18 protein-coding genes and 1 pseudogene are annotated in these 22,294 nt (G+C 59.7%); 7 read left to right on the top strand and 12 right to left on the bottom strand.

Translation table 11 applies throughout. From position 1 onward, the window contains the following. Nucleotides 1–34: 34 nt before the first annotated feature. The 4 genes from RTCIAT899_RS25270 to htpG form a co-directional block, all read right to left on the bottom strand. Nucleotides 35–1,345: an HlyD family type I secretion periplasmic adaptor subunit gene (locus tag RTCIAT899_RS25270; protein WP_015342660.1), complete on the bottom strand. Its 1,311-nt coding sequence runs from the start codon at nt 1,343–1,345 to the stop codon at nt 35–37. After that, a complete protein-coding gene (locus RTCIAT899_RS25265) occupies nt 1,342–3,081 on the bottom strand; it encodes a type I secretion system permease/ATPase (protein WP_015342659.1) in 1,740 nt (579 codons plus the stop codon). The genes RTCIAT899_RS25270 and RTCIAT899_RS25265 overlap by 4 nt, the downstream gene beginning before the upstream one ends. A 335-nt stretch (nt 3,082–3,416) precedes the next feature. After that, the gene (locus RTCIAT899_RS25260) at nt 3,417–4,190 is read right to left on the bottom strand and encodes a siderophore-interacting protein (protein ID WP_015342658.1); all 774 of its coding nucleotides are present in this window, start codon (nt 4,188–4,190) and stop codon (nt 3,417–3,419) included. 273 nt (nt 4,191–4,463) lie between these two features. After that, nucleotides 4,464–6,353 carry a molecular chaperone HtpG gene (gene htpG, locus RTCIAT899_RS25255; RefSeq protein ID WP_015342657.1) on the bottom strand — a complete coding sequence of 630 codons (1,890 nt, stop codon included), beginning with the start codon at nt 6,351–6,353 and terminating at the stop codon, nt 4,464–4,466. A 239-nt stretch (nt 6,354–6,592) separates the two neighbouring features. Here htpG and RTCIAT899_RS33905 point away from each other — a divergent pair, with 239 nt between their 5' ends. Beyond that, the gene (locus RTCIAT899_RS33905; RefSeq protein ID WP_015342656.1) at nt 6,593–6,766 is read left to right on the top strand and encodes a hypothetical protein; all 174 of its coding nucleotides are present in this window, start codon (nt 6,593–6,595) and stop codon (nt 6,764–6,766) included. A gap of 76 nt (nt 6,767–6,842) precedes the next feature. Here the strand turns inward: RTCIAT899_RS33905 and RTCIAT899_RS25250 are convergent, their stop codons facing one another. From RTCIAT899_RS25250 to RTCIAT899_RS25240, 3 genes are all read right to left on the bottom strand, one after another. Beyond that, the gene (locus RTCIAT899_RS25250) at nt 6,843–7,817 is read right to left on the bottom strand and encodes an alpha/beta fold hydrolase (RefSeq protein WP_041678164.1); all 975 of its coding nucleotides are present in this window, start codon (nt 7,815–7,817) and stop codon (nt 6,843–6,845) included. Between the two features lie 212 nt (nt 7,818–8,029). After that, nucleotides 8,030–9,034, bottom strand: coding sequence for an alpha/beta hydrolase (locus RTCIAT899_RS25245; protein ID WP_244441557.1), 1,005 nt, complete (start codon nt 9,032–9,034; stop codon nt 8,030–8,032). Nucleotides 9,035–9,288: 254 nt separating this feature from the next. Then, entirely contained in the window at nt 9,289–9,978 is a 690-nt protein-coding gene (locus tag RTCIAT899_RS25240) for a DJ-1/PfpI family protein (RefSeq protein ID WP_015342653.1), read from the bottom strand. 85 nt (nt 9,979–10,063) lie between these two features. On the opposite strand from RTCIAT899_RS25240, the gene RTCIAT899_RS25235 reads away from it, so the two are divergent. Both RTCIAT899_RS25235 and RTCIAT899_RS25230 read left to right on the top strand, forming a co-directional pair. Then, nucleotides 10,064–11,014 (top strand): GlxA family transcriptional regulator, encoded by a 951-nt coding sequence (locus RTCIAT899_RS25235; RefSeq protein WP_015342652.1) that lies wholly within the window; start codon nt 10,064–10,066, stop codon nt 11,012–11,014. A 142-nt stretch (nt 11,015–11,156) separates the two neighbouring features. Next, nucleotides 11,157–12,068 carry an acetamidase/formamidase family protein gene (locus RTCIAT899_RS25230; protein ID WP_015342651.1) on the top strand — a complete coding sequence of 304 codons (912 nt, stop codon included), beginning with the start codon at nt 11,157–11,159 and terminating at the stop codon, nt 12,066–12,068. A gap of 4 nt (nt 12,069–12,072) precedes the next feature. On the opposite strand, the gene RTCIAT899_RS25225 is transcribed toward RTCIAT899_RS25230, so the two are convergent. After that, nucleotides 12,073–13,815 carry a cation:proton antiporter domain-containing protein gene (locus tag RTCIAT899_RS25225; RefSeq protein ID WP_015342650.1) on the bottom strand — a complete coding sequence of 581 codons (1,743 nt, stop codon included), beginning with the start codon at nt 13,813–13,815 and terminating at the stop codon, nt 12,073–12,075. A 171-nt stretch (nt 13,816–13,986) separates the two neighbouring features. After that, nucleotides 13,987–15,033, bottom strand: coding sequence for an NAD(P)-dependent alcohol dehydrogenase (locus RTCIAT899_RS25220; protein WP_015342649.1), 1,047 nt, complete (start codon nt 15,031–15,033; stop codon nt 13,987–13,989). A 259-nt stretch (nt 15,034–15,292) separates the two neighbouring features. Between RTCIAT899_RS25220 and RTCIAT899_RS33900 the strand changes: the two genes are divergently transcribed. Then, nucleotides 15,293–15,433, top strand: a complete 141-nt coding sequence (locus RTCIAT899_RS33900) for a hypothetical protein (protein WP_167540212.1) — start codon at nt 15,293–15,295, stop codon at nt 15,431–15,433. A 21-nt stretch (nt 15,434–15,454) separates the two neighbouring features. Here RTCIAT899_RS33900 and RTCIAT899_RS25210 read toward each other — a convergent pair whose 3' ends face one another. Beyond that, nucleotides 15,455–16,909 carry a DHA2 family efflux MFS transporter permease subunit gene (locus RTCIAT899_RS25210; RefSeq protein WP_051043393.1) on the bottom strand — a complete coding sequence of 485 codons (1,455 nt, stop codon included), beginning with the start codon at nt 16,907–16,909 and terminating at the stop codon, nt 15,455–15,457. A 427-nt stretch (nt 16,910–17,336) separates the two neighbouring features. Here RTCIAT899_RS25210 and RTCIAT899_RS25205 point away from each other — a divergent pair, with 427 nt between their 5' ends. Beyond that, nucleotides 17,337–18,131 carry a FadR/GntR family transcriptional regulator gene (locus RTCIAT899_RS25205; protein WP_015342647.1) on the top strand — a complete coding sequence of 265 codons (795 nt, stop codon included), beginning with the start codon at nt 17,337–17,339 and terminating at the stop codon, nt 18,129–18,131. A gap of 300 nt (nt 18,132–18,431) precedes the next feature. Here RTCIAT899_RS25205 and RTCIAT899_RS25200 read toward each other — a convergent pair whose 3' ends face one another. Together RTCIAT899_RS25200 and RTCIAT899_RS34295 are read right to left on the bottom strand one after the other, a co-directional pair. After that, nucleotides 18,432–19,055, bottom strand: a complete 624-nt coding sequence (locus RTCIAT899_RS25200) for a LysE family translocator (protein WP_015342646.1) — start codon at nt 19,053–19,055, stop codon at nt 18,432–18,434. Nucleotides 19,056–19,517: 462 nt separating this feature from the next. Continuing rightward, nucleotides 19,518–19,637, bottom strand: a pseudogene (locus tag RTCIAT899_RS34295) (IS6 family transposase); the annotation flags it as partial. Between the two features lie 238 nt (nt 19,638–19,875). On the opposite strand from RTCIAT899_RS34295, the gene RTCIAT899_RS25195 reads away from it, so the two are divergent. Beyond that, nucleotides 19,876–21,315 carry a M81 family metallopeptidase gene (locus tag RTCIAT899_RS25195; RefSeq protein ID WP_015342645.1) on the top strand — a complete coding sequence of 480 codons (1,440 nt, stop codon included), beginning with the start codon at nt 19,876–19,878 and terminating at the stop codon, nt 21,313–21,315. Nucleotides 21,316–21,506: 191 nt separating this feature from the next. After that, nucleotides 21,507–22,244 carry a FadR/GntR family transcriptional regulator gene (locus RTCIAT899_RS25190; RefSeq protein WP_015342644.1) on the top strand — a complete coding sequence of 246 codons (738 nt, stop codon included), beginning with the start codon at nt 21,507–21,509 and terminating at the stop codon, nt 22,242–22,244. Nucleotides 22,245–22,294 lie beyond the last annotated feature (50 nt).

Genomic DNA, 22,294 nt, shown 5'->3' with positions numbered 1-22,294 from the left:
GCTGGGTAAATACCGCAGCTCAGTCGAGACCACCCTAATCCTCCCTGAACGCCCGCCTGATCTGGTCGGTCATCGGCTTTGTCAGATAGGCAAGAACGCTTCTCTCGCCCGTCTGCAGAAAAGCTTCCACCGGCATGCCCGGCAATGGCGTCAGGGCTCCGAGCCTTTCCCATTCAGGCTTTGCCACCTTGACCCGCACGACATAGTAGCTTTGTCCCGAACGCTGATCGGTCGTCAGATCCGCCGAGATCGTATCGACATGCCCGTTCAGCTCCGGAGTGATCCGCTGATTGAAGGCGGGAAAGCGCAGGGATACCGCCTGGCCTACGGTAATCTGGTCGATATCCTGCGGCGCAAGTTTCAGCTCCGCCACCAGCGCATCCTTATCGGGGACTATCTGCAGGATCGCTTCTGCAGGCGAGATGACGGCCGCTGCAGCATGGATGTTTAGCTGGTCGACGATGCCAGCCTGAGGCGCCTTGATGTCGATCCGCTTCAAGTCATCTTCAGCCGCAACCAGACGCTCGGAAAACTGGCCGCTATCGCTCTCGGCCTGACGCAATTGCTCGGACACTTCCGAACTACGGTCGGCATCGATCTGCAGGATCTGCAGTTCGGTTTCCGCAATCTTGCCTTTGGTCTGGGCGATGGACGAGACGAGGTTTCCGAGATCGCCGTTCAGCGAGGCGCTTTCCCGCTGCAGGGAATAGACCTTTGTCGCCGAGATGATGCCCTGGTTGAGCAGGCCTTCGAGACTTCCGAGCTCCTTCGCAATGAGCGCGATTTCCCGCCGTTTACCCTCTTCCTGCGCGATAAGCCCTTCGATCTCCTGGTTAAGCTGTTGAATGCGCTCATGCAGCTGCGATTTCTGCCCTTCGCGCGATGCCTGCCGATCGAAAAAGAGCCGCCGCTCGCCGGCGAGAATGGCCGCGACATCCGCGTTTCCGGCGGATGAAAGGAGATCTGCTGGAAAAGCGATCTCCTGTTTGCCGTCGCGCTCCGCCGTTAGACGCGCCGTGCGGGCGGAAAGCTCGTTGAGCCGCTTGCGGATGATGGAAAGATTGGCTCGGGTCTGGGTGTCGTCCAGCCGGACGAGCACCTGGCCCGCGGCGACATGCTCGCCGTTCTTCACGAGGATTGCGCGGACAATGCCGCCCTTCAGGTGCTTTATCGGCTTTACATAGCTGTCGACGACAAGCGTGCCAGACGCGATCACCGCGCCGGCGATCTTGGTGGCGGCGGCAAGGCCGCCCATGACACCAAACAATAGAAGGATGACCGCTACCACCAGCAGCGACAGGCGGCGGATCATACGTTCGTTCGATGACGAGGCCGTGCCGATCATCCGTGCGTCTCCCCACCGGCGATGGCCAGATGCGTTGTTCCGAGCTGCTTGGGCGATGGACCAAGGATATCCTTCTTTGGCCCGAACGCCTGAACCTGACCGCCGGCAATGATCAACACCGTATCGGCAGCAGCAAGAGCGCTTGGCCTGTGGGCAATGACGATTGCAATGCCGCCTCTATCCTTCACGCCTGCAAGCGCCGCCGTCAGTGCGGCCTCGCCTTCCGCATCCAGATTGGAATTCGGCTCGTCCAGAAGCACTAGAAATGGATCGCCGTAAAGCGCTCTCGCCAAGGCGATACGCTGCCTTTGCCCAGCCGAAAGGCGCGATCCGCCTTCGCCGATCTTGGTATCGAAGCCGTCTGGGAGCTTGACGATCATGTCGTAGACACCGGCCGCCTTCGCCGCCGCGATGATCGGCTCCGGCGGCATGTCCTCGGCAAAACGCGAAATATTCTCGGCGATCGAGCCGTCGAACAGATCCACATCCTGCGGCAGATAGCCGATGTGCTGCCCAAGCTCGTCGGTATCCCATTGCGAAAGTGCGGCGCGATCGAGCCGCACGGAGCCGATTGCAACCGGCCACAAGCCAGCAATCGCACGTGCCAGCGAAGACTTGCCCGATGCGCTCGGGCCGATGACGCCGAGTATGGTTCCCGCCGATATCTTGAACGAGATATTGCGCAGGATAAAATCGCGACTGCCGGGCGACGTCACGGTGATATTCTCGACGCTGAGTTCCCCTGACGGCGTGGGCAAGACGAAGGCCTGCGGCGCGGGCGGCACGGCGTCGAGGAGTGCGGCAAGCCGCGTCCAGCCCTGACGAGCAGCAACGAAGCCTTTCCACTGGGCAATTGCAAGCTCGACGGGCGCCAACGCTCGCGTCACCAGGATCGAGCTGGCGATGATGATGCCTCCCGTCGCCTCCTGCCGAATGACAAGGATCGCGCCGACGGCAAGGACACCGGATTGCAGCATCATGCGCGCGATCTTTGCGGCAATGGTCAGCGCGCCGACGCGGGTGCTCGCTATCGCCTGGTGCCTGAGGTAATCCTCATTCATAACAGCCCATTTATCGGTGAGGCGGCGGGAAAACCCCATGGCAATGGCAGCCTCCCAATTCCGCCGCGCGGCCTGGGCGAAGCCGAGACGCGCGGCGGAAGACCTTGCCGCCTCCAGGGCTGGTCGACGCGACAGCATCTCGGCAGCCACGGTAATGCCGACGAGCAACAAGGCACCGCAAAGAGCGGTGAAGCCGATCCAGAAGTGGAACAGAAAACAAAGAAGCAGATAGAACGGCACCCAGGGCAGGTCGAACAGCGCCGTCGAACCGCTGCCGGAAAGGAAGGAGCGGATCTGCTCGAGATCACGCACCGATTGCAGCCCATCGTCCGACGTCTGTTTTTTGCTTGGCAGGAACAGAAGCGCGCCGAAAACCTTCCTGTTTAGGCGCTCGTCGAGCGACATGCCGATGCGCACAAGCAGCATGGAGCGCAGGAATTCGATCAAGCCTTGAAACAGATAGAGGGTCACGACGATGATGACGAGACCGGACAATGTCGGCAAGCTATGGCTCGGAATGACCCGATCGTAAACCTGCAGCATGAAAAAGGAACCGGTTAGCGCCAGCACATTGATGGCAGCGCTCGCCAGAGCTATGCCGATGAGGGCCTTGCGAAGCGCCGACACCATCAGTGCGGCGAATGTCTGCGGCGGGTCTTTCGGGACGGCAAGCACCTTGCGTCGATCCTCAACATTGGCCGTCGCTCACGGCAGGGCTTCTGATCAAGTTCATGGCGCCGCCTCCCGTTCGGCACCATAAACCTATGAGGCGATCGACAACGGTATCAGCCGCCACTCGCTTCGTACCTAACCTTCGGTGATCCCATGTAATTTAGGAAGTCGAAATCTGCTCGAAATGCAGTTTCGGTGAACCCAATCTTATCATAGGACACCCTGTCCATTTGCGGGACAATTGCGCCATGAAATGGGGCAGTCGCCGGTTCCGGCAAGACGCTTTGAGCTCACATCCGGCCGAAGCGGGCGACATGCCGCCGCCCGCGCGCCTGCATTCAGTCGAATTTCTCCGTCGTATCGGCCCTGCCCTTGACCCAATAGCCGGATGCCTTGATCCAGCTCAGTGGATAGCCGCGCTCTTCGACTAGGTAGGAGCGCAAGGCGCGTGTGACGGAGGCTTCGGCGGCGATCCAGACGAAAGTACCGGGGGCCACATCGATCGACTGAAGTATCTTCAGAAGCGAGGACGGATCCGCCGCCTCCGAGAGAGGCCGATATGCCCAGCGCATATCCAGCTGCGCATCGCTCTGAAATGCCTGATGTTCGCGCGCATCGGCAACCGCGACGATAGCCGTTATGCGCGCACCCGCTCGCGCCTCTTCAATCCGGCGGCCGACGGCCGGCAGCGCCGTCTCGTCGCCGATCAGCAGCCAATTCTCGATATCTGCAGACACAACGGCCGAGCCGCGAGGGCCGCCGATCTCCAGCCTGTCGCCGACGCGAGCGTCGAGCGCCCATTGCGTGGCGGGGCCTGCCTCGTGGACGGCAAAATCGAGAACGAGCGCTCGCGCCTCGGTGTCGTATTGGCGAGGCGTATAGTCGCGCCGCTCCAGCTCCGTGCCGGCACCCGGCACCATCACCTTGATATGATCGTCGGGCGCAAGGCTTACGAAATCAGCGAGATCTTCGCCGGCCAGCCGGATGCGCAGCATGCCGGGAGTGATCCTATCAATGCCCGTTACCGTCAGGGTGCGCCGCTTCAGTTCATGGCGCACGCGCTCGATCTTCGGGGCGGAAATGGCCATGTTGGAATTATGGGGGGTATCCATGGGTGTCCTTTCGAGGCGCTTCGATCTCGATCCGCAGGACATAGCCGCGCAGACCGAAGCCGCAGAGCCGTTCGATCATACGCGTTGAGTGACGTTAACGCTTACGTGGCCGAGCGATCCGGCCAGTGTGCAGGTCCTCTATAAAAGAGGACGTCTCCTTGCGCAACGAAAAGATGATAATTAGAGGCAAGTTTTTGCATCAACCGCCCACGCGGACGCCAGCTCTGCCGAGCAGGTCGGCACGACCTGTCAGAGCCGCGCCGACCTGATTGATTACTGCAGCGCCTTCTCCATCAGTCGCGCGAGGCGCTCGGCAAAAGCGCGCGGATCGGCGGGCTTGTCGCCATCGAGCACGCGGGCCTGATCGAGCAGCAGAAAGGCGGCATCATCGCGCAGGGACGGTGAATCGGCCTTGGCGGCAATGGCCTTGACGACCGGGTGATCCATGTTGATTTCGAGGATCGGCTTGGCGCCGGACTGCAGGCGGCCAGCCCCCTGCAAGATTTTTTCCAGCTGGCGGTCGTAACCCTGCTCGGACGCGACGAGGCAGACGGCGCTTTCGATCAGGCGATCGGAGGCGCGGACATCGGATACCTCATCGGCAAGCTTCTGCTTGGCATAGTCGAGGAAGGCCTGGACTTCGGCGGGCGCGCTTTCGCCTTCCGGCTTATCCTCATCCTGCCTCTTGAACTGGGCGAGATCCGCAGAGCCTTGCGTGATCGACTTGAAGCTCTTGCCCTCGAATTCAGGCGCGTTGGTCACCCAGAAACTGTCGACGGAATCGGTGAGCAACAGAACTTCGATGCCGCGGGCACGGAAGCCTTCGAGCTGCGGCGAAGCTTTCAGCTGCTCGAGGCTGCCGCCGACGAGATAGTAGATCGACTGCTGGCCTTCCTTGCCATCCCTAATGTAGTCGGCAAGCGAGCGATAGCCGTCGCCCGAGGTCGTGGTGCGGAAGCGTGACAGCGCCAGCAGCTGAGAGCGGCGCTCGAAGTCCTCGTAAATGCCTTCCTTGATGAGGCTGCCGAAATTTTCCCAGATCTTCAGGAAGGCGTCGTGATCGCTCTCCGCCTGCTTCTCGATCGCCGTGATGATGCGATTGGTGACACCCTTGCGGATCGCCGTCAGGATCGGGCTTTCCTGGATCATCTCGCGCGAGACATTGAGCGGCAGGTCCGAGGTGTCGACGAGACCGCGTACGAAGCGGAGATAGCGCGGCAGCAATTCGGCTTCATCGGTGATGAAGACGCGCTTCACGTAGAGCTTCATGCGACCCTTGCGGTCCGGATCGAAGAGGTCGAACGGCTGCGAGCCGGGCACGAAGGCAAGCGCCGAATATTCATGGCGGCCTTCAGCACGGAAATGCACCGTCAGCGCCGGCTCGTCATATTGGCCTGAAACGCCGCGATAGAAATCGGTATATTCCTCGGCCGTGATGTCGCTCTTCGATTTCGTCCAGAGCGCGGTGCCGTCGGTGAGCTGCGTTGCCTCCTCGCCGGGCTTTTCGGCGATCTTGATCGGCACAGGCACATGGCCGGACTGTTCCTTGACGATGCGCTCGACGCTCCAGCGCGAAGCATAGCTCTTGGCATCCTCCATCAGATGCAGCGTGATGCGGGTGCCGCGCGCCGGCGCCTCGCTGACGTCGACGGGCGCAATGCTGTAGCCGCCCTTGCCGTCGGAAGACCAAAGCCAGGCATCTTCGGCGCCGGCCCGGCGGGAGATGACGTCGACGCGATCGGCGACCATGAAGCAGGAATAGAAGCCGACGCCGAACTGGCCGATGAGCTGCGCTCCCTCGCCCTGCTTGTTGGCCTCGATGCGCTCCATAAAGGCGCGCGTGCCGGATCGGGCGATCGTGCCCAGCGCCTCGATCATCTCGTCGCGGCTCATGCCGATGCCATTGTCTTCCACGACGAGCTTGCCGCCATCGGCGTCGAGCGTCAGCAGGATACGGCTGTCGGGATCGTTCGCAAGCAGGCCGGGCTGCGCAATCGCCTCGTAACGCAGCTTCTCGCAGGCATCGGCCGCGTTCGAGATCAGCTCGCGCAGGAAGACATCCTTATCCGAATAAACCGAGTGAACCATCATATGCAGAAGGCGGGCAACGTCGGCCTCGAAGACGTGGCTCTCGGCGGTCATTTCTGCGGCGGTGGTTGTCATATGCGTCTAGTCTCCTGGGAATGTTGAAAGTCGCGCCGAAGAGGTGGCGGAAGACGAGGGAAATTTCAAGCTTGGGCTGCCAATAAGGTTGGCCCTCGGCCGCGATAGAAGGTGCCGCTCCAGCTTTCCAGCCATCATGAAACGCGCGGGCGGAATATCGGAGACCTACCGGCACAACGCCCGAAGCTTGACTTTATGAGATCAATATGAGAACATAAAGTGAACATATGGAGATATCCATGACCAAAGCCGAGCAAGTCATCGAACGTGCAATGACCTTTGTCGCTGTCTCGAAGGCCCTTCGGGAGCGCGAACAGGAACGGCGCGCCACATGGACGCGCCGTGTCGAAATCAGCCGGCCGCTACCGCCCTTGCCGCGCGCCGTTCAGCTTTCGTTGAAACTCGACAGCTGAAATGGTGGGGGCGATAACAGCACCCGGCAGGCTGTGAAGCGCCCGCCTTTCGGCGGGCGCATGATCTTCGGATTGCTTAGGCCTTGAAGAAGGCGAGCAGGTCCGTGTTGATCACGTCCGCATGCGTCGTAGCCATGCCGTGCGGGAAGCCCTTGTAGACCTTGAGCGTGCCGTTCTTAAGCAGCTTAGAAGACAGAAGGGCCGAGTCTGCGATCGGCACGATCTGGTCGTCGTCACCATGCATGACGAGCGTCGGCACTTCGATCTTCTTCAAGTCTTCGGTGAAATCCGTTTCAGAGAAAGCCTTGATGCAATCATAATGGGCTTTGGTGCCGCCCATCATGCCCTGACGCCACCAATTGTCGATGACGCCTTGAGAAACGGCGGCACCGGGACGATTGAAACCGTAGAACGGTCCCGCCGGAATATCGCGGAAGAATTGAGCCCGGTTGGCGGCAAGTGCGGTGCGGAAGCCGTCAAAGACTTCCAGCGGCAGACCGCCGGGGTTCTTGTCGGACTTGACCATGATCGGCGGTACTGCGCCGATCAGTACAGCCTTCGAAACACGGCCATGGCCGCCATACCGGGCGACATAGCGGGCAACTTCGCCGCCGCCTGTGGAATGGCCGACATGGATGGCGCCCTTGAGATCGAGATGCTCGGCGAGGGCCGCGACATCGGCGGCATAGGTGTCCATCTCGTTGCCTGTTGCGGTCTGGCTGGAGCGGCCATGGCCGCGACGGTCGTGGGCGATGACGCGGTAGCCCTGATGAAGGAAGAATAGCATCTGGGCGTCCCAATCGTCGGAGCTCAGGGGCCATCCGTGATGAAAGACGATCGGCTGGCCCGTCCCCCAGTCCTTGTAGAAGATCTGCGTTCCGTCCTTAGTGGTGATCGTGCTGCTGCTCATGGTGTCCTTACCTTTCGAAGTTGGTTGCTTTGTAGAGGCTTGTGCAGGTTGAGCGAAGGGGCTGATAGCTGCAGCGGCGGCAAGGCCAAGCCCGGCTGTCATAACGCCCCGACGAGTAGCTTGAGGGATCGACTGGCTCATTTCAATCTCCACTTAAATTTATCGTGCGATTTATTATCGCGACATCTATATGCCTAGTGTATTTCGACTCCTATGTCCATAAGAAAATTATCTAGCGATTATTTATTGCGATAATTAATTGAAGGGCGGTGGTTGGGTTCGCAGACTTGTGAAGCCACAGCGGCCTTTCGAACGAGAGCTTCGAAATCAGGTGCCGATTAACTGCGCAACAACTATTGCATCGGCTTATCGACAAAATGCGCGATCGCGAACTGCGCGACGCGTTCGTTCGACTTCCTCGCATCGTCGAGCCAGAACGGGAAAATCTGCCATTGATGGATCATCCCGGGCCAGACTTCCAGGCTCACATTGCCACCTGCCTGGCGTACCTTGTCCGCAAACCGCGAGGTGTCATCGAGCAGTGCCTCACGCGCGCCGACCTGGATCAACAGTGGGGGAAACCCCGAGACATTGCCATAGAACGGCGATATGTCGGGATCGGCTGCAGGGCGGTCACGCGCAAACGCATCGTGGATGAGAGTGAGCTCGGCCTTGTTCATAAAAGGATCGCTGTTGGCGTTGGCGGCCGGGGACGCCCCCGTTGCGGCGAAGTCGGTGATCGGGCTCATCGCGACCACAGCAGCGGGAAGCGGACCACTCAGCCTAAGCTGGTTCAAAACGACTTCGATGGCCAGAGTTGCGCCAACCGACTCGCCGGCGATAACGATGTTGCCGGCCTTGTATCCCGATGTCAGAAGCCAGCGATAAGCCGCAATGGCATCATCTCTTTGCGCGGGGAAGCGATTTTCGGGCGCGAGGCGATAGTCGACCAACAGCACATCAGCCGAGGCCGCCTTGGCGAGCGAACCCGCTATGTTGGCATGCGTCCGAAGCGAGCCGCTATAGAAACCGCCGCCATGCAGATAAAGAATGGCACGCCGGCCGATTGGATGATGCAACCGTGCCGGCCAGATCAGATCGCCATCCACACCGTTGGCGTCGACACGTCGTATCTGGACACGCGCCGGACCTGGCGTCGACGCCATGAGCTTCTCGAAAGCGGAGCGGCGCTGCAACAGATCGGCTCCGGACACCACACCGCTATCGCGCAAAGTGCCGATCAGCTTCTCGATCTGCTCGCTCGAAGCCTTTGTCTGCGGGGCGATCTCGGAGGTTTCAGCGGCTGCAGCTTGCGATATCAACCCTGGGCCTGCGCCTAACAGAACGGCCATTGCCATGACGAAGCAACATATCCAGCGCAATGATCGGAACTCGTTCATCAAATAAGCCTTTTCCCCGCAAGGCCGTGGACGCCATCGTGATGCCACGGTCGCAGAAAAGCTATTTGTGTCAAGTATGGTGGGCGAGATGGGACAGGAATTCCATTCATCCGCCTGCCCATCATTCATCGCCTCGACACGATCAACCTATGATCGCTTCCCTATCGGTGCTCCGTTTCATTGAGTTGGCAGTGCCAGTGGACAAATCCTTTTCATTCGGCCCCATGTCTGGCCGCCGCGAGGCGAGCGATGATCGCCTGCCGTGCCATTCTCGAGCCCGCAAGGCGTTGCCTGGTTCTGCCTAACACCTCAACGCTGGCCTTCTCGGGCAATCCGGAATGAAATGGCGGCTCCGGCGCATATTCCAGCGACAACTGGATCGCTTCGGCTTCCTCTCGACCGCGCAAGGCGGCAACGATCGTCAGTCCGAAATCGATACCGGCGGTAACGCCGCCCGCGGTGAAGAGATTGCCATCCCGCACGACGCGCCCCGGCGTGGCAACGGCTCCGAAATTCTCGAGGAAATCAAGCGCATTCCAATGGGTCGTGGCCTTCTTGCCCTTGAGCAGGCCGGCCGCTCCAAGGACGAGAGAACCGGTGCACACCGATGTTACGAAGCGGGCTTGGGCCGCCTGTTTCCGGACGAAGCTCAGAACGTCCGCATCCTCCAGCAATGTATTGACGCCAACGCCGCCGGGCACGCAGATGACGTCAAGCGGCGGGCATTCGGCAAACGTCGTTGTTGGCTGCAACGCCAGCTTCGTTGCCGATACGATAGGCGACGTGTCCTTCCACACGAGATGCACCTCCGCATCATCCATCGAGGCGAATACCTCGTAGGGTGCGGTCAGATCGAGTTGCTGGACGCCTGGAAAGGCAAGCAGGCCGAAGCGGATTGTCATAACATGTCTCCGATGATTGACTTTTCCAAGCCTATGCGACAATGCTCTGGCACATTTGCCAAACCACCGTCATTTCTTGCCAATCATGCGCCGCATCGAAATTCTTGCCTTCGACAACGCCCAACTGCTTGACATTACGGGTCCGCTGCAGGTTTTCACCAGCGCCAACGAGGCGGCGCATGAGCCGGACCAGCCGAAACCCTACAAGGCTATCGTGGTTGCGGAAAACACGCAGACCCAAACGAGTTCAGGTCTCTCGCTCATAACTACGCCGCTCACCGATACCGATACTCCGCTCGACACCTTGATCATCGCCGGCGGCTGGGGCGTCAATAAAGCCTGCGAGAACCTCGAGCTGATCGAATGGGTGCGCCGGCGAGCCGCGAACGCCCGACGGATAGCCTCGGTCTGCAGCGGCGCCTTTCTGCTTGCGGAAGCCGGTCTTCTGGATGGGCGACGGGCAGCGACCCATTGGAACCGTTGCGAAGAATTTGCCAAGCGCTTTCCGCAGGTGAAGCTTGAGCCCGATCCGATCTTCGTCCAGGATGGGCAGATCTGGAGTTCCGCCGGCGTGACTGCCGGCATCGATCTTTCCCTCGCTTTGGTCGAGGCCGATCTTGGTCGCTCGTCGGCACTTTCCGTGGCTCGCGAACTCGTCGTTTTCCTCAAGCGTCCCGGCGGTCAGGCGCAGTTCAGCGCGGCACTGAGACTTCAGGAGGGCGGCGAACGCTTCGACCGTCTGCATGGCTGGATCATGGACAATCTGCGCGCCGATCTTTCCTTGCCGACGCTCGCCGAGCAGGCGAATATGAGCGCACGCAGCTTCTCGCGCCATTATTTGAAGGCGACCGGGCGAACACCTGCCCGCGCCGTGGAAGACATCCGCATCGAAGCGGCCCGCCGCCTTCTGGAGGAAGGCCTGAGCGTGCATCAGGCGCGCATGCGCTGCGGCTTCAGTTCGGAAGAAACCATGCGGCGCAATTTCATGCGAAAATTCGGGACCACACCGCAAGCATTTCGCGATCATTTTGCTTGAAGCCAGTCTGCGACAGGCAAACATTTGCCCGCACCTCAAGCGAAATGGCCTTTATGCATAAATATGATCGCTGCGCTCTTTCCCAGACATTCGGAGTCGTCATAGGCTGCCGCAACCGGATCCCACACAAGGCTTAAGCAAGATGGCAGTACACCGTTTCGCCCCCACCCATTATCACAATGTCATCGGCTCGCTGCCACCGGCCCTGCATATCGCCGATGGCGATACTGTTGTCACCGAAACACTTGATGCCGCCGGCTACGACAAGCATGATGTCCGCCAGATATCCGGCCCCAATCCGATGAATGGGCCGATCTTTGTCGAGCGCGCGGAGCCGGGAGATTCTCTCAAGGTTGAGATCGTCGCAATGGTGCCGACGCGCGATACGGGCTTCACCGGCAGCGTGGTCGCCGCCAATGTCGTCGATCCACAGGATGTCCGGGCGCTACCGGCACGCGAGAAGGTGATCTGGCAGATCGACCGCCAGAATCTCACGGCGCGATTGGCCGAACCGGTGGCGGGTCTCGAAACTCTTACACTGCCGCTTGCTCCGATGATCGGCTGTTTCGGGGTCGCACCGTCTCTCGGTCAGGCCATATCGACCGCGACAAGCGGCGAATTCGGCGGCAACATGGATTATCGTCTGCTCGGGCCAGGGACGACCATCTGGTTTCCGGTATCGACCCCTGGCGCTCTCTTCTTCCTCGGTGATTGCCATGCGGTGCAGGGAGACGGCGAGATCGTCGGCACCGGGATCGAGACTACTTTCGAAGTGACGGTGCGCCTCAGCGTCGAGAAGAAAAAGACGATCATCTGGCCGCGCGGCGAGACGGCAGAGGATATTTTCACCATCGGCAATGCCCGGCCTCTCGATCAGGCCCTGCAACACGCCACCAGCGAAATGCTGCGCTGGCTCGGCTCAGATTACGGTCTCGACAAGACGGCGGCCAGCCACTTGCTCGGTCAGGTCGTGCGCTACGATGTCGGCAACGTCTTCGACCCCGCCTACACAATGGCCTGCCGTGTCTCGAAATCCTGGCTAAAACGCCGATAGAATATCAGCTTGCGTCTTGGGAAAGGTCGCGCCGCTGGCGCGACACGTTGCTTTCCTGCCTCTCCCGCGCCATGCGGCTGACGGCGGCACGCAGTTGCGGATGACGCGACATGAACAGATTGAAGTCGCGGCGGTCCAGCACGAAGAGCTGACAGAAATCGACAGCGACGACATCGGCCGTGCGGCGCGCGCCCGTCAGCAGTGCCATTTCGCCGAAAAAAGCCCCGGCGCCGAGCCGGATCTCGTCATCCTCCAGCTGTACCTCAACAGCGCCCGAAGCGATGAAGAACATGCTGTCGCCGCGATCGCCGGTTCTGATCACCCGGTCGCCGGGCGACGCCGATCTCGGGCGGAAGAGCAGCAGAAGCTCCTCATGCTCGTTATCATCAAGTTCGGCAAACATCGGGAAGGTTTCGATGAGCTGTTCGATCTCGAGATGATGCTGGCGATCCCGCTCCTCACGCTGCTTGTTGATGATGGTCAACTGGCGGCGAAGAGCCTCCTGCTTGGCCATGCCATATTTGTTCGCCAGGAAGGGCCAGCGCGCAAAGACCCAGTTTTCCAGCTTTTCGGTGGCGTAGAAAGCCAGCGGATTGAGCGTGATCGACAGGATCGCACCGGCAAGGATGAGATCCTGTCCTTCCCGCGTCAGCAGCCCGAGTGAGACGCCGAGCCCGGCCAGAATGAAGGAGAACTCACCGATCTGCGCAAGTCCGGCGGCAACTGCAAAGCCGATGCTGGCGGGATAGCGCAGCAGCAGCACGACACAGAAAGCGATCAACGCCTTGCCGAGCATGATCAGAGCAAGCACGCCGATAATCATCAGCGGTTCGCGGATCAAAACCGACGGATCGAAGAGCATGCCAACGGACACGAAGAACAGCACCGAAAAGGCATTCTGCAATGGCAGGGAGTCGGCCGCCGCCCTGTGGCTGAGATGCGATTCACTCATCACGAGGCCGGCAAAGAAGGCGCCGAGCGCAAAGGACACACCGAAGATTTCTGCCGCACCGAAGGCAATGCCGAGCGCAATTGCCAGCACCGACAGCGTGAAAAGTTCGCGCGAACCGGTGCGCGCAACCGAGGTCAGGAGCCATGGCACCACACGCGGGCCGATGAAGATCGCGACAGCCGCGAAGGCTGCGACCTTGAGCAGCGTCATGCCGATCGTCAGCCAGATCGAACCGGAAGCGGCATGGCCGCCGGCGTCCGCATGACCGCCCAGAACACCGGCAAAGGCCGGCAAGAGCACGAGAGCAAGCACCATGGCCAGATCTTCGACGATCAACCAGCCGACGGCGACACGGCCATTGGTCGAACTCACGAGATTGCGCTCTTCCAGCGCCTTCAGCAGCACGACCGTACTGGCGACGGCAAGGCTGAGGCCGAAGACCACGCCGGCGCCGACGCTCCAGCCCCATAGCGACGTCAAACCCACACCGAGCAGCGTCGCGATCGCAATCTGGCCGATGGCTCCGGGAATGGCGACACCGCGTACCGCCAGCAAATCAGCGGCCGAGAAATGCAGGCCGACGCCGAACATCAGCAGGATGACGCCAATCTCGGCCAATTGCGATGCGAGGGAAACATCGGCGACGAAACCAGGGGTGGACGAGCCAATGATGACGCCGGCCACCAGATAACCGACCAGCGGCGGCAGATGCAGCCTGTCGGCCAGATAGCCGAAAATGGCCGCGAATACGAAGCCCGCGGCAATCAATGCGATCAATGCAACGTCGTGCGGCACGGCTGTCCTTCCCGTTTCACGGCGTTAAAGCCTGTTTCCCTCTTTGAAAGGCTACCTAGCATCGCTTTTGCCGGGCCGTCTACGGGAGATATGAAACCTAAGGGAAAACATCGCCTTGCCGATGCACGAAGCCTGTCGTGGGCTTGCGGCAAGGCGATGGGCAGCAAAAGCCTACTGCTTGAGAACGATCTGCAATTTGACGTCGGTCGGACGTGCCTCAACAGCGCGATCGAAAGCCTTGATCGAGTCCTCGAAGTCAAATGTCTCGGAGATCAAGGGCTTCAGATCGACGCGACCGGAGGCGATCAACGCGATCGAACGCTCATACTGATGCGCATAGCGGAAGACCGTTTCGATGCGGATTTCCTTGGTCGATGCCGTCGAGACGTCGAAGCCGACCGGATTGACCGGCAGGCCGACGGCAACGATGACACCGCCGGGGCGCGGCAGTGCCATCACCGTTTCCCAAGCCTTAGGCGAGCCCGAGCATTCGAAGACGACATCCGCACCCCAGCCATCGGTCAAGCGGTCGACCTCGTCGACGAGATTCTTCTCGCGAATATTGACCGGAATGACGCCCTGATACTGCGCGGCGATATCGAGTTTCGGCTGGGCGAGATCGGCAACGATCGCCCGCGCGCAGCCGCCGGCAAGGGCTGCAACCGCAACCATAATACCGATCGGGCCGGCGCCGAGTACGACGGCGGTGTCGCCAGGCGTGATGCGCGCCTTGGTGGCTGCCTGCATGCCGACGGCGAAGGGCTCGACCATCGCCCCTTCCGCAAAGCTGACATTATCGGGCAGCTTGAAGGTGTAGTTGGCCGGGTGCACGACGAAGGGGGTCAGCACGCCATGGATCGGCGGCGTCGCCCAGAAGGTGACGGCGGGATCGACATTGTACATGCCGAGACGGCTGGCTTTGGAATTGGCATCGGGAATGCCGGGCTCCATGCAGACACGGTCGCCGATCTTCAGATGCGTCACGCCTGCGCCCACTTCCACCACCGTTCCCGCCGCTTCGTGTCCAAGCACCATCGGCTCGTTGACGATGAAGGGGCCGATTTTTCCGTGGGTGTAATAGTGCACATCCGATCCGCAGACGCCGACAGTATGGATCTTGATTTTCACCTGGCCAGGCCCGACCTGCTGCGGCAGATCGATATCGCGGATCGCCAGCTCATGCTGACGTTCCAAAACCAGGGCGCGCATCTTGCTCATTTGCCTTTTCCTCTTCCAAAGCAACCAATGTCCCGCTGACACGGGGCACGAAATCCTTGTTCGTTATCTCGTCTGAGCCAGCATCATAGAACGCTCTCTAGGCTCTTGCAGATGAAGTTCGACGGCTCTCTTCGGCCATCAAAGTATGCCCCACCTTCAAAATATTAGAGAATACTTATTATTTAGCTCGCTATTGCCGATATTGACTGGCGTTCCATTTCTTGTCTTTCTAATCACTAATGAGAAGGAGGGGCTCATTATGGCAGTATATGATTGGACCGGTCAGCGCACCCGCCGGAGGAAGATGATGCGCGTGGCAAGCGTCGCAATGCTTCTGATCATCCTGATGGCGATTCCAGCGATATTGCTGCATTATAATCTCATCCAATTCCCATACTAACCACTTCGAATGTTGACATCGTTACGCCGCCTTCCTTGCGTTCTGCTTTGGCTTGCGCGAGACGTTTTCGCCTGCCTTACGGTCAAGGGGCAAACAATCCAGCACGGCCAAAAGCGCGATGATGCCGAGCAGCACGAAGGCCAGACGGAACTCGATGGCGACGACACCGTCGACGCCCAATGGCGTACTGATTGCCTGGCCGATACGAATGCCGATAGCGCCAACAGCGATGCCCATGCCCATCGTCAGCTGAAAGACGGTGCTGAACAGCGTGTTGGCACCCGTCATCTGCCCCGGTGGGATATCGGCAAAAGCGATCGTGTTGAGTGCCGTAAAGTGCATCGACCGGCACATGCCACCGATGAAGAGCACCGGCACGATGAACCAGAGCGGCGTATCGGGCGAAAACAGCGCACAGGCGGCGATGAAGATGGCATTCAACAGGCCGTTGACGATGAGTACCGGCTTGAAACCGAAGCGGCGCAGAATGGGCGTCGTTGCAGGCTTCATCGCCAGATTGCCGGCAAAAACGGCAAGCGTCAGCATGCCGGCATGGAAGGCGCTGAGCCCGAAGCCGACTTGAAACATCAGCGGCAGCAGGAAGGGCACCGCGCCGATCGCGGTGCGGAACAGCGATCCGCCTGAGATGGTGATGGCGAACGTCGGCAGCTTCAGTCCTGAGAGATCGATGAGCGGATGCTGCGTCCGGAGAAAATGAAAAACGGCGATGGCCAGCAGGACGAAGCCGACGATCACATAGGTCCAGGCCTCCAGCCAGACTGGATCAGGGCGTCCGATCAGTTCCAGCCCATACATCAGGCTCGCAAGCCCAATGCCGCTGACGACGAAGCCGATCCAATCGAATGGCGGGCGTGCTGTGCTTTTCGTTTCCGGAATGAGCATGAGCGCAAAGATGAAAGCCAATATGCCGAGCGGCAGATTGAGGAAGAAGATCCAACGCCAGCTTGCATGGTCGGTGATGAAGCCACCGAGCGGTGGCCCGAGGATCGGCGCCACCAGCGCCGGCCAGGTGATGGTCGCAATGGCCGAGATCAGCTTGTCCTTCGGCGTATTGTTCAAGACCACAAGCCGGCCCACCGGCACCATCATCGCGCCGCCAATGCCCTGCAGGATGCGCATGGCAACAAAGGAGCCGACGCCATTGGCAAAACCGCAGAGGACGGAGGCGAGCGTGAAAATGACGACGGCGGTCGTGAACACCAGACGCGCGCCGAAGCGATCACTGATCCAGCCGCTGATCGGAATGAAGACGCCAAGCGTCAGCAGATAGGCGCTCATGCCGATATTGAGATCGACGGGGCGGGCTCCGAAGGAAATGGCCATTTGCGGCAATGCGGTCGCGATGACCGTACCGTCGAGATTCTCCATGAAGAAGGCGCCGGCCACGAGCAGTGCTATCAACAGCGAACGCGAGCCCGCCTCCCGCACCTCCTCCCTGTGCCCAGGTGTGGACATATCATTCATGGATCAGCAACTCCGAATCCGCCTCGCATCCCGCCTGCATTTAACCGGTTCGGGAACGTTTACGATAGCCGAAATCGTCCCATCAATCGATTGAGCGATCACGTTTCGCTTAGCGGATGGTACGCAATTTGATCTCCGTGCCGATACCATTGCCGACCCAGATTGCCCCGAGGCTGGGTGCGGAAACCTGTTTGAATCGGTGAACAGATCGATCAATTCGTTGCCAGTAGGCATGTATATGGAAGACATGCTAGGGTTTTCATCGGAAAATGCCGCGGGAAGTACAATGGGATCGATACCACAACGCTATGGAGCAGCCCCAGGCCGGCCGAGATGCTGGCAAGGAACCTCCGCATCGACATAGGCTGACGATTGTTCGTACCAACGGCGCATCAATAAGGAACGAGAGCCCCGCATAATGAAACATGGCCAGGACGCAATGACCTCCAGGGCTACCCCGGAATCGAAACTGATCGTAACGCAGTCGCCCTTCGATGCCTTTGTGCGAAAATACGGTACGATCCCGCGGCGCGGCGTCTTCGGCTATTTCGTCCACGAACTCGGTCGCCGCATCGTCGGCGGAGACTATCCGGTCGGCACGACACTGCCGAATGAGCCAGATCTCGTCGAACAATTCGGCATTAGCCGCACCGTCATCCGCGAGGCGATGAAATGCCTTGCCGGCAAGGGATTGGTTGAGATCAAGACCCGCGTCGGCACGCGCGTCAAGGAACGCTCCAATTGGCATCATCTCGATACGGACGTCATGGTCTGGTACTACGAGACCGGCCCATCGGTCGAAATTATGCGGTCGATCAAGGATCTGCGATTGGCGCTCGAACCGGAGGCGACGGCGCGCGCAGCACTCCGCCGCACCGAAAGCGACATTGCGGCCATCAGATCCGCTTACGAAGAGATGGCGTCCACCATCGGCGACGTCAACAGCAATGCCGATGCCGATCTGCGCTTCCATACGGCGATCTTCGCCGCTACGCACAATATGATCTACTCGCAGCTGATCGATCTGATCGCGGTCGGGATCTACGCCAACCGCACGCTTTCGGGCCATGAGGACATAGCCGAAGGACAAAAGCGCGCCCTGCCCCTCCATAAGGCGATCCTCGACGCCATCCTCGCACAGGATACGGACGCCGCAATCAGGGCATCGCGAAACCTGCTGGAAGCCTGGCTCGCGCGCGACTACGGCTTCTGACAGATCACACCCTGCCCCCGGTGGTTTGGCCTTGCACTGATGGGTCATGGCTTCCTGTGCATCCGCCTTGGGCGCCGACGACGCGCGACCGGCATCTCGCGTAACCGGGATCAGCCAGATGGTCACGCAGGTCGTCAGGGTGACGGTCAAATCAACCGACTGAAGACGATTAAGCGCGCAATGTACGGCAGAGCAGAACCGGAGCTTCTCCGAGCGCGGATGATGCCACTCAAATTGGCCGATCTCCACACAAAGTGAGAAAGAACCCGGATTACCGTCAAAGGGTTTGGATACGGATGCTTATCGAAGAGAAGACAACAGCGTCGTTATACCGAGAAATAGGAATGCCGCTGCAAGAAATAGATCGAACCAATCAAGATAGGCCCTCGAAAGTGACCGGAGTTTCCCGTTGGATGCCATCACGGCGACGATGGTAAACCAGCTTGCTGCAATAGCGAAGATCAGACCAGCACACATAAACGTTAGAAAAGAGGAAGGGGCGACAAGATGAGAGGACGCGAAAAACATGGCCGAGAGCGGATTGGCGATCGCTGTAAGAAAAGCCATCCTGAAATAACCCGATGTGCGTTCCGCTATCGGTGAGTGCATCCATTGCGAAACTAAGCGCGTACGTCTCAGGGATTTGGCAGAAAGATAGACGAGGCAAGCTCCGAAAAATATCGCGCCAAGCCGTTTCGTCGTTTCGCTTACAGGCACGGCACCGGCACAAAGTGTCACTGCGAGATAAAGAAAGCATGCGCCTAGCGCGACGCCAAGAGCTGCGGCAATCGCATTTGTACGCTGCGAGCGCAATCCGGCGGCGGAGACAATCATAAAATTTGGCCCAGGAGAGATGGCTACCAAAAGATAGGACAAACCGAAAGATATCAAATGTCCTGCCGGACTTTCGAAACCGTCAAGCATGGCGCCGTATCCATTCGATGCAATGGTTTGCAGCGCATATCAGGTCCACCATGATCGTGATTGTCAGCCTGATGTACTTCAGGCCACGCGGATCGTGCGAGTGTGTGCCGAGATCTTCAGAAAATGTCGGCGCATACTGCAGTTGAAGCCCCCCTACAGCCCGCATTATTTGAAGTCGAGGACGCCGTGCAAGCACGGTTCTTTGCCAAGCCGCGGCGATCGCATGGCCCGCGGTGCGTTTCACATCAGAACGATCCGTCATGCTTCGCCTGCTCCAGTTGCTCCCAGCCTCGCGGGGGAATCTTCACCCTGGCGGCGCAATTGCCGCTTGCCGTTCTAAACCTTTCAGAATTCGCTGAGCTTTACGTCCGTCATTCGGTGGAGGCTTCAGGCCTTTTAGGCCACTGATTGGCGATGCCGCGTTATGTCATGGAGGCCTGAATGAGACGCTTGTTTGTGAGGTCAGGCGGTCGTACCGCTCACGGCTTTCCACTGCGCCATTGCACTGACCCGATGAGTGTGAGTGGAAAGGGCCGAGCGTTTCCAATTCGGGGGAACGAAGAGATTTCGGATTGCTGAAAAATGATCTGCGGTGGAAAGTGGCCGCTCCTGTAGCTGACGCAAGAGGTGCTAATTCCTGCAACCATCTCGCCAACCGAAAGCTACTTGACGGGAGCTTTGACATTGTAAGAGTTTACGAACGCAACTTCCCGGTCAACAATGTACCCGCAGAAAGATGATGCCGATGTCTGGGCACGGGACGCCGCCAGCATTGCCGTCCATAATTTCCTGATTGGTCCCAACCCCTATTGAGGTTCCCATGCGCATCGCCGTCGGAGGCATTCACATCGAATGCAGCACCTACAATCCCGTCCTGAACGAAGAGAAGGATTTTCGCGTTTTTCGCGGCCCGGAGCTGACTGCCTCGCCCTACTTCGCCTTCCTTAGGGATTACGACGGCGAGTTCCTGCCAAGCATTCATGCCAGAGCGATCGCCGGCGGTCCGGTCGCCCGTCATACATACGAAGCCTTCAAGACAGAGTTTCTGGAAGGATTGAAGTCATTACTGCCGCTCGATGGGCTCTATCTCGCCATGCATGGCGCCATGTATGTCGAAGGCATGGAAGACGCCGAAGGCGACTGGATCAGCGCGGCTCGGGCCGTCGTCGGCGATAACTGCATGGTCTCGGCGAGCTACGACCTGCACGGCAATGTCACCCAGCGCATCATCGATGCGCTCGACATGTACTCCACCTATCGCACCGCCCCGCATATCGATGTCGAAGAAACCATGCGTCGGGCCGTGAAGATGCTGACGGAGAGCCTGAAGACCGGCGTAAAACCTATCCTGCTCTGGGCGCCGATCCCCGTGGTGCTGCCGGGCGAACGCACCAGCACGGTCGATGAGCCGGCCAAGAGCCTTTACGACATGCTGCCCGGAATCGATGCGATCGACGGCGTCTGGGATGCCTCCCTCATGGTCGGTTACGTCTGGGCCGACGAACCGCGCGCAACGGCCGCCGCAATCATGACCGGCACGGATCGCGCCGTGCTCGAGCGGGAAGCGAAACGACTGGCACAAGCCTATTGGGATGTGCGCAAGGATTTCGTTTTCGGCTCGGAGACGGGCTCGCTCGAAGAATGTGTCGCCAAGGCAATCGCCAGCGCGACTACGCCCGTGGTTCTGGCGGAATCCGGCGATAATCCAACGGGTGGCGGCGTCGGTGATCGCGCCGACGTGCTGGCGGAACTGATTGCCCAGGGAGCACAAGGTGTCATCTTTGCCGGCATCGCCGACAGGGCCGCGACGGAAGCCTGCTATGCCGCCGGCCTCGGCGCCACTCTCAATCTTTCCGTCGGCGCATCGCTCGACACCAAGGGCAGCAAGCCGGTGACGGGCAGCTTCACCGTCAAGTATCTGCTGGAGACTAAAGAAGCGACCGACAGGCAGGCCGTGGTTTCCATCGACGGCATCGACCTCGTGCTGTCGGCCAAGCGCCGCCCCTATCATAATATCGCCGATTTCACCCGCCTCGGCCTCGCTCCGCACAAAGCGAAGATCATTGTCGTCAAATCCGGCTACCTTTCGCCCGAGCTGGCGCCGATCGCCAACCCGAACCTGATGGCTCTGTCTCCCGGTGTCGTCGATCAGTTCGTCGAACGCCTGCCGCGCCTGCGCAAGACCAAGCCGACCTACCCCTTCGACAAGGATTTCGACTTCACGCCGGAGACGGCGATTTCCGCGCGCGCCGGTCGCTGAAGCTCAAGTCCCAGAACCGCAAGAGCGGACATCGTTAATCCGTCGTCTCAAGAAGGCGATCGCTTTTGCGAGTCGCCTTTCCGCGCCGCGCACAAACATTGTGCATCGCCAAAATTGCACAAAAAAGCGCTTGACGAGGCGGGCGAGTTCAACTTCTATTGAACCAATTTCAAATTGGTTCACCTCTCAATATGGCAATCGACAGCCTTCCGGAAAATTCGGTCCATGCCCTGGAAAGGCTCCGTGGGCTGTTGAATTCGGCCGATCTCCCGGCAGATGGAAAGCTGCCGACCGAGCGGGCTCTATCGGAGACGCTGGGTGTCAGCCGGCGGGCGATCCGGCGGGCGCTAGAAGTGCTGGAGGCGGAAGGCCGCGTCTGGCGCCGGCAGGGCTCGGGAACCTATGTCGGGCAGCGCCCGGACGATTGGAGCCAGCATGTCAGCACGCTTGTGGCCGGCACGGATCTCATGGAGGTCATGGAAGTTCGTTTGCGCATCGAGCCGCAACTGGCTCAGCTCGCCGCCATGCGCGCCAAACCCGATGACATCGACCGCATGTACGAACTGGCGAAGAAGATCGCCGCCAGCGACGATGCCGACAGCCGAGAGCTTTGGGATGGCGCGCTGCACCGGCTGATTGCACAAAGCGCCGGCAACCAGTTCTTCCTGACCATTTTCGATGTCATCAACCATGTCCGTCAGGATGAAGCCTGGCAAACCATTCGCGAATTGGCCCGCAGCATCAACAAGACCCGCCCGGTCTCCTACGCACAGCATAGGACGATCATCGATGCGATTGCCGCACGCAATCCGATGAAGGCGGCCGAAGCCATGCGCGAACATCTGCTGATGCTGCAGGAAAGCCTGATCCGCATCACCTCGCTGGATGCACGCCAAGCCGAGGAACCGCTGACTGAGGAGGTGGGCTGACCCAAAAGCCTGCCTGCCCGCCACGACCGGAGAGGAAACCGGTCGGGACC

The organism is Rhizobium tropici CIAT 899, from assembly GCF_000330885.1.
Taxonomy (GTDB): Bacteria; Pseudomonadota; Alphaproteobacteria; order Rhizobiales; family Rhizobiaceae; genus Rhizobium; species Rhizobium tropici.
Note: the sequence above shows the minus strand (reverse complement) of the source record. Positions and strands in the feature narration are given on the sequence as shown.

Excerpts from the sequence above, each read along its gene's own strand:
- RTCIAT899_RS25235 (WP_015342652.1), top strand. The coding sequence starts at position 10,064 with ATGCGCCGCATCGAAATTCTTGCCTTCGACAACGCCCAACTGCTTGAC.
- RTCIAT899_RS25270 (WP_015342660.1), bottom strand. The coding sequence starts at position 1,345 with ATGATCGGCACGGCCTCGTCATCGAACGAACGTATGATCCGCCGCCTG.
- RTCIAT899_RS25190 (WP_015342644.1), top strand. The coding sequence starts at position 21,507 with ATGGCAATCGACAGCCTTCCGGAAAATTCGGTCCATGCCCTGGAAAGG.
- RTCIAT899_RS25260 (WP_015342658.1), bottom strand. The coding sequence starts at position 4,190 with ATGGATACCCCCCATAATTCCAACATGGCCATTTCCGCCCCGAAGATC.
- RTCIAT899_RS33900 (WP_167540212.1), top strand. The coding sequence starts at position 15,293 with ATGGCAGTATATGATTGGACCGGTCAGCGCACCCGCCGGAGGAAGATG.
- RTCIAT899_RS25200 (WP_015342646.1), bottom strand. The coding sequence starts at position 19,055 with ATGCTTGACGGTTTCGAAAGTCCGGCAGGACATTTGATATCTTTCGGT.
- RTCIAT899_RS25210 (WP_051043393.1), bottom strand. The coding sequence starts at position 16,909 with ATGTCCACACCTGGGCACAGGGAGGAGGTGCGGGAGGCGGGCTCGCGT.
- RTCIAT899_RS25220 (WP_015342649.1), bottom strand. The coding sequence starts at position 15,033 with ATGAGCAAGATGCGCGCCCTGGTTTTGGAACGTCAGCATGAGCTGGCG.
- RTCIAT899_RS25245 (WP_244441557.1), bottom strand. The coding sequence starts at position 9,034 with ATGGCAATGGCCGTTCTGTTAGGCGCAGGCCCAGGGTTGATATCGCAA.
- RTCIAT899_RS33905 (WP_015342656.1), top strand. The coding sequence starts at position 6,593 with ATGACCAAAGCCGAGCAAGTCATCGAACGTGCAATGACCTTTGTCGCT.
- htpG (WP_015342657.1), bottom strand. The coding sequence starts at position 6,353 with ATGACAACCACCGCCGCAGAAATGACCGCCGAGAGCCACGTCTTCGAG.
- RTCIAT899_RS25205 (WP_015342647.1), top strand. The coding sequence starts at position 17,337 with ATGAAACATGGCCAGGACGCAATGACCTCCAGGGCTACCCCGGAATCG.
- RTCIAT899_RS25195 (WP_015342645.1), top strand. The coding sequence starts at position 19,876 with ATGCGCATCGCCGTCGGAGGCATTCACATCGAATGCAGCACCTACAAT.
- RTCIAT899_RS25230 (WP_015342651.1), top strand. The coding sequence starts at position 11,157 with ATGGCAGTACACCGTTTCGCCCCCACCCATTATCACAATGTCATCGGC.
- RTCIAT899_RS25250 (WP_041678164.1), bottom strand. The coding sequence starts at position 7,817 with ATGAGCCAGTCGATCCCTCAAGCTACTCGTCGGGGCGTTATGACAGCC.
- RTCIAT899_RS25240 (WP_015342653.1), bottom strand. The coding sequence starts at position 9,978 with ATGACAATCCGCTTCGGCCTGCTTGCCTTTCCAGGCGTCCAGCAACTC.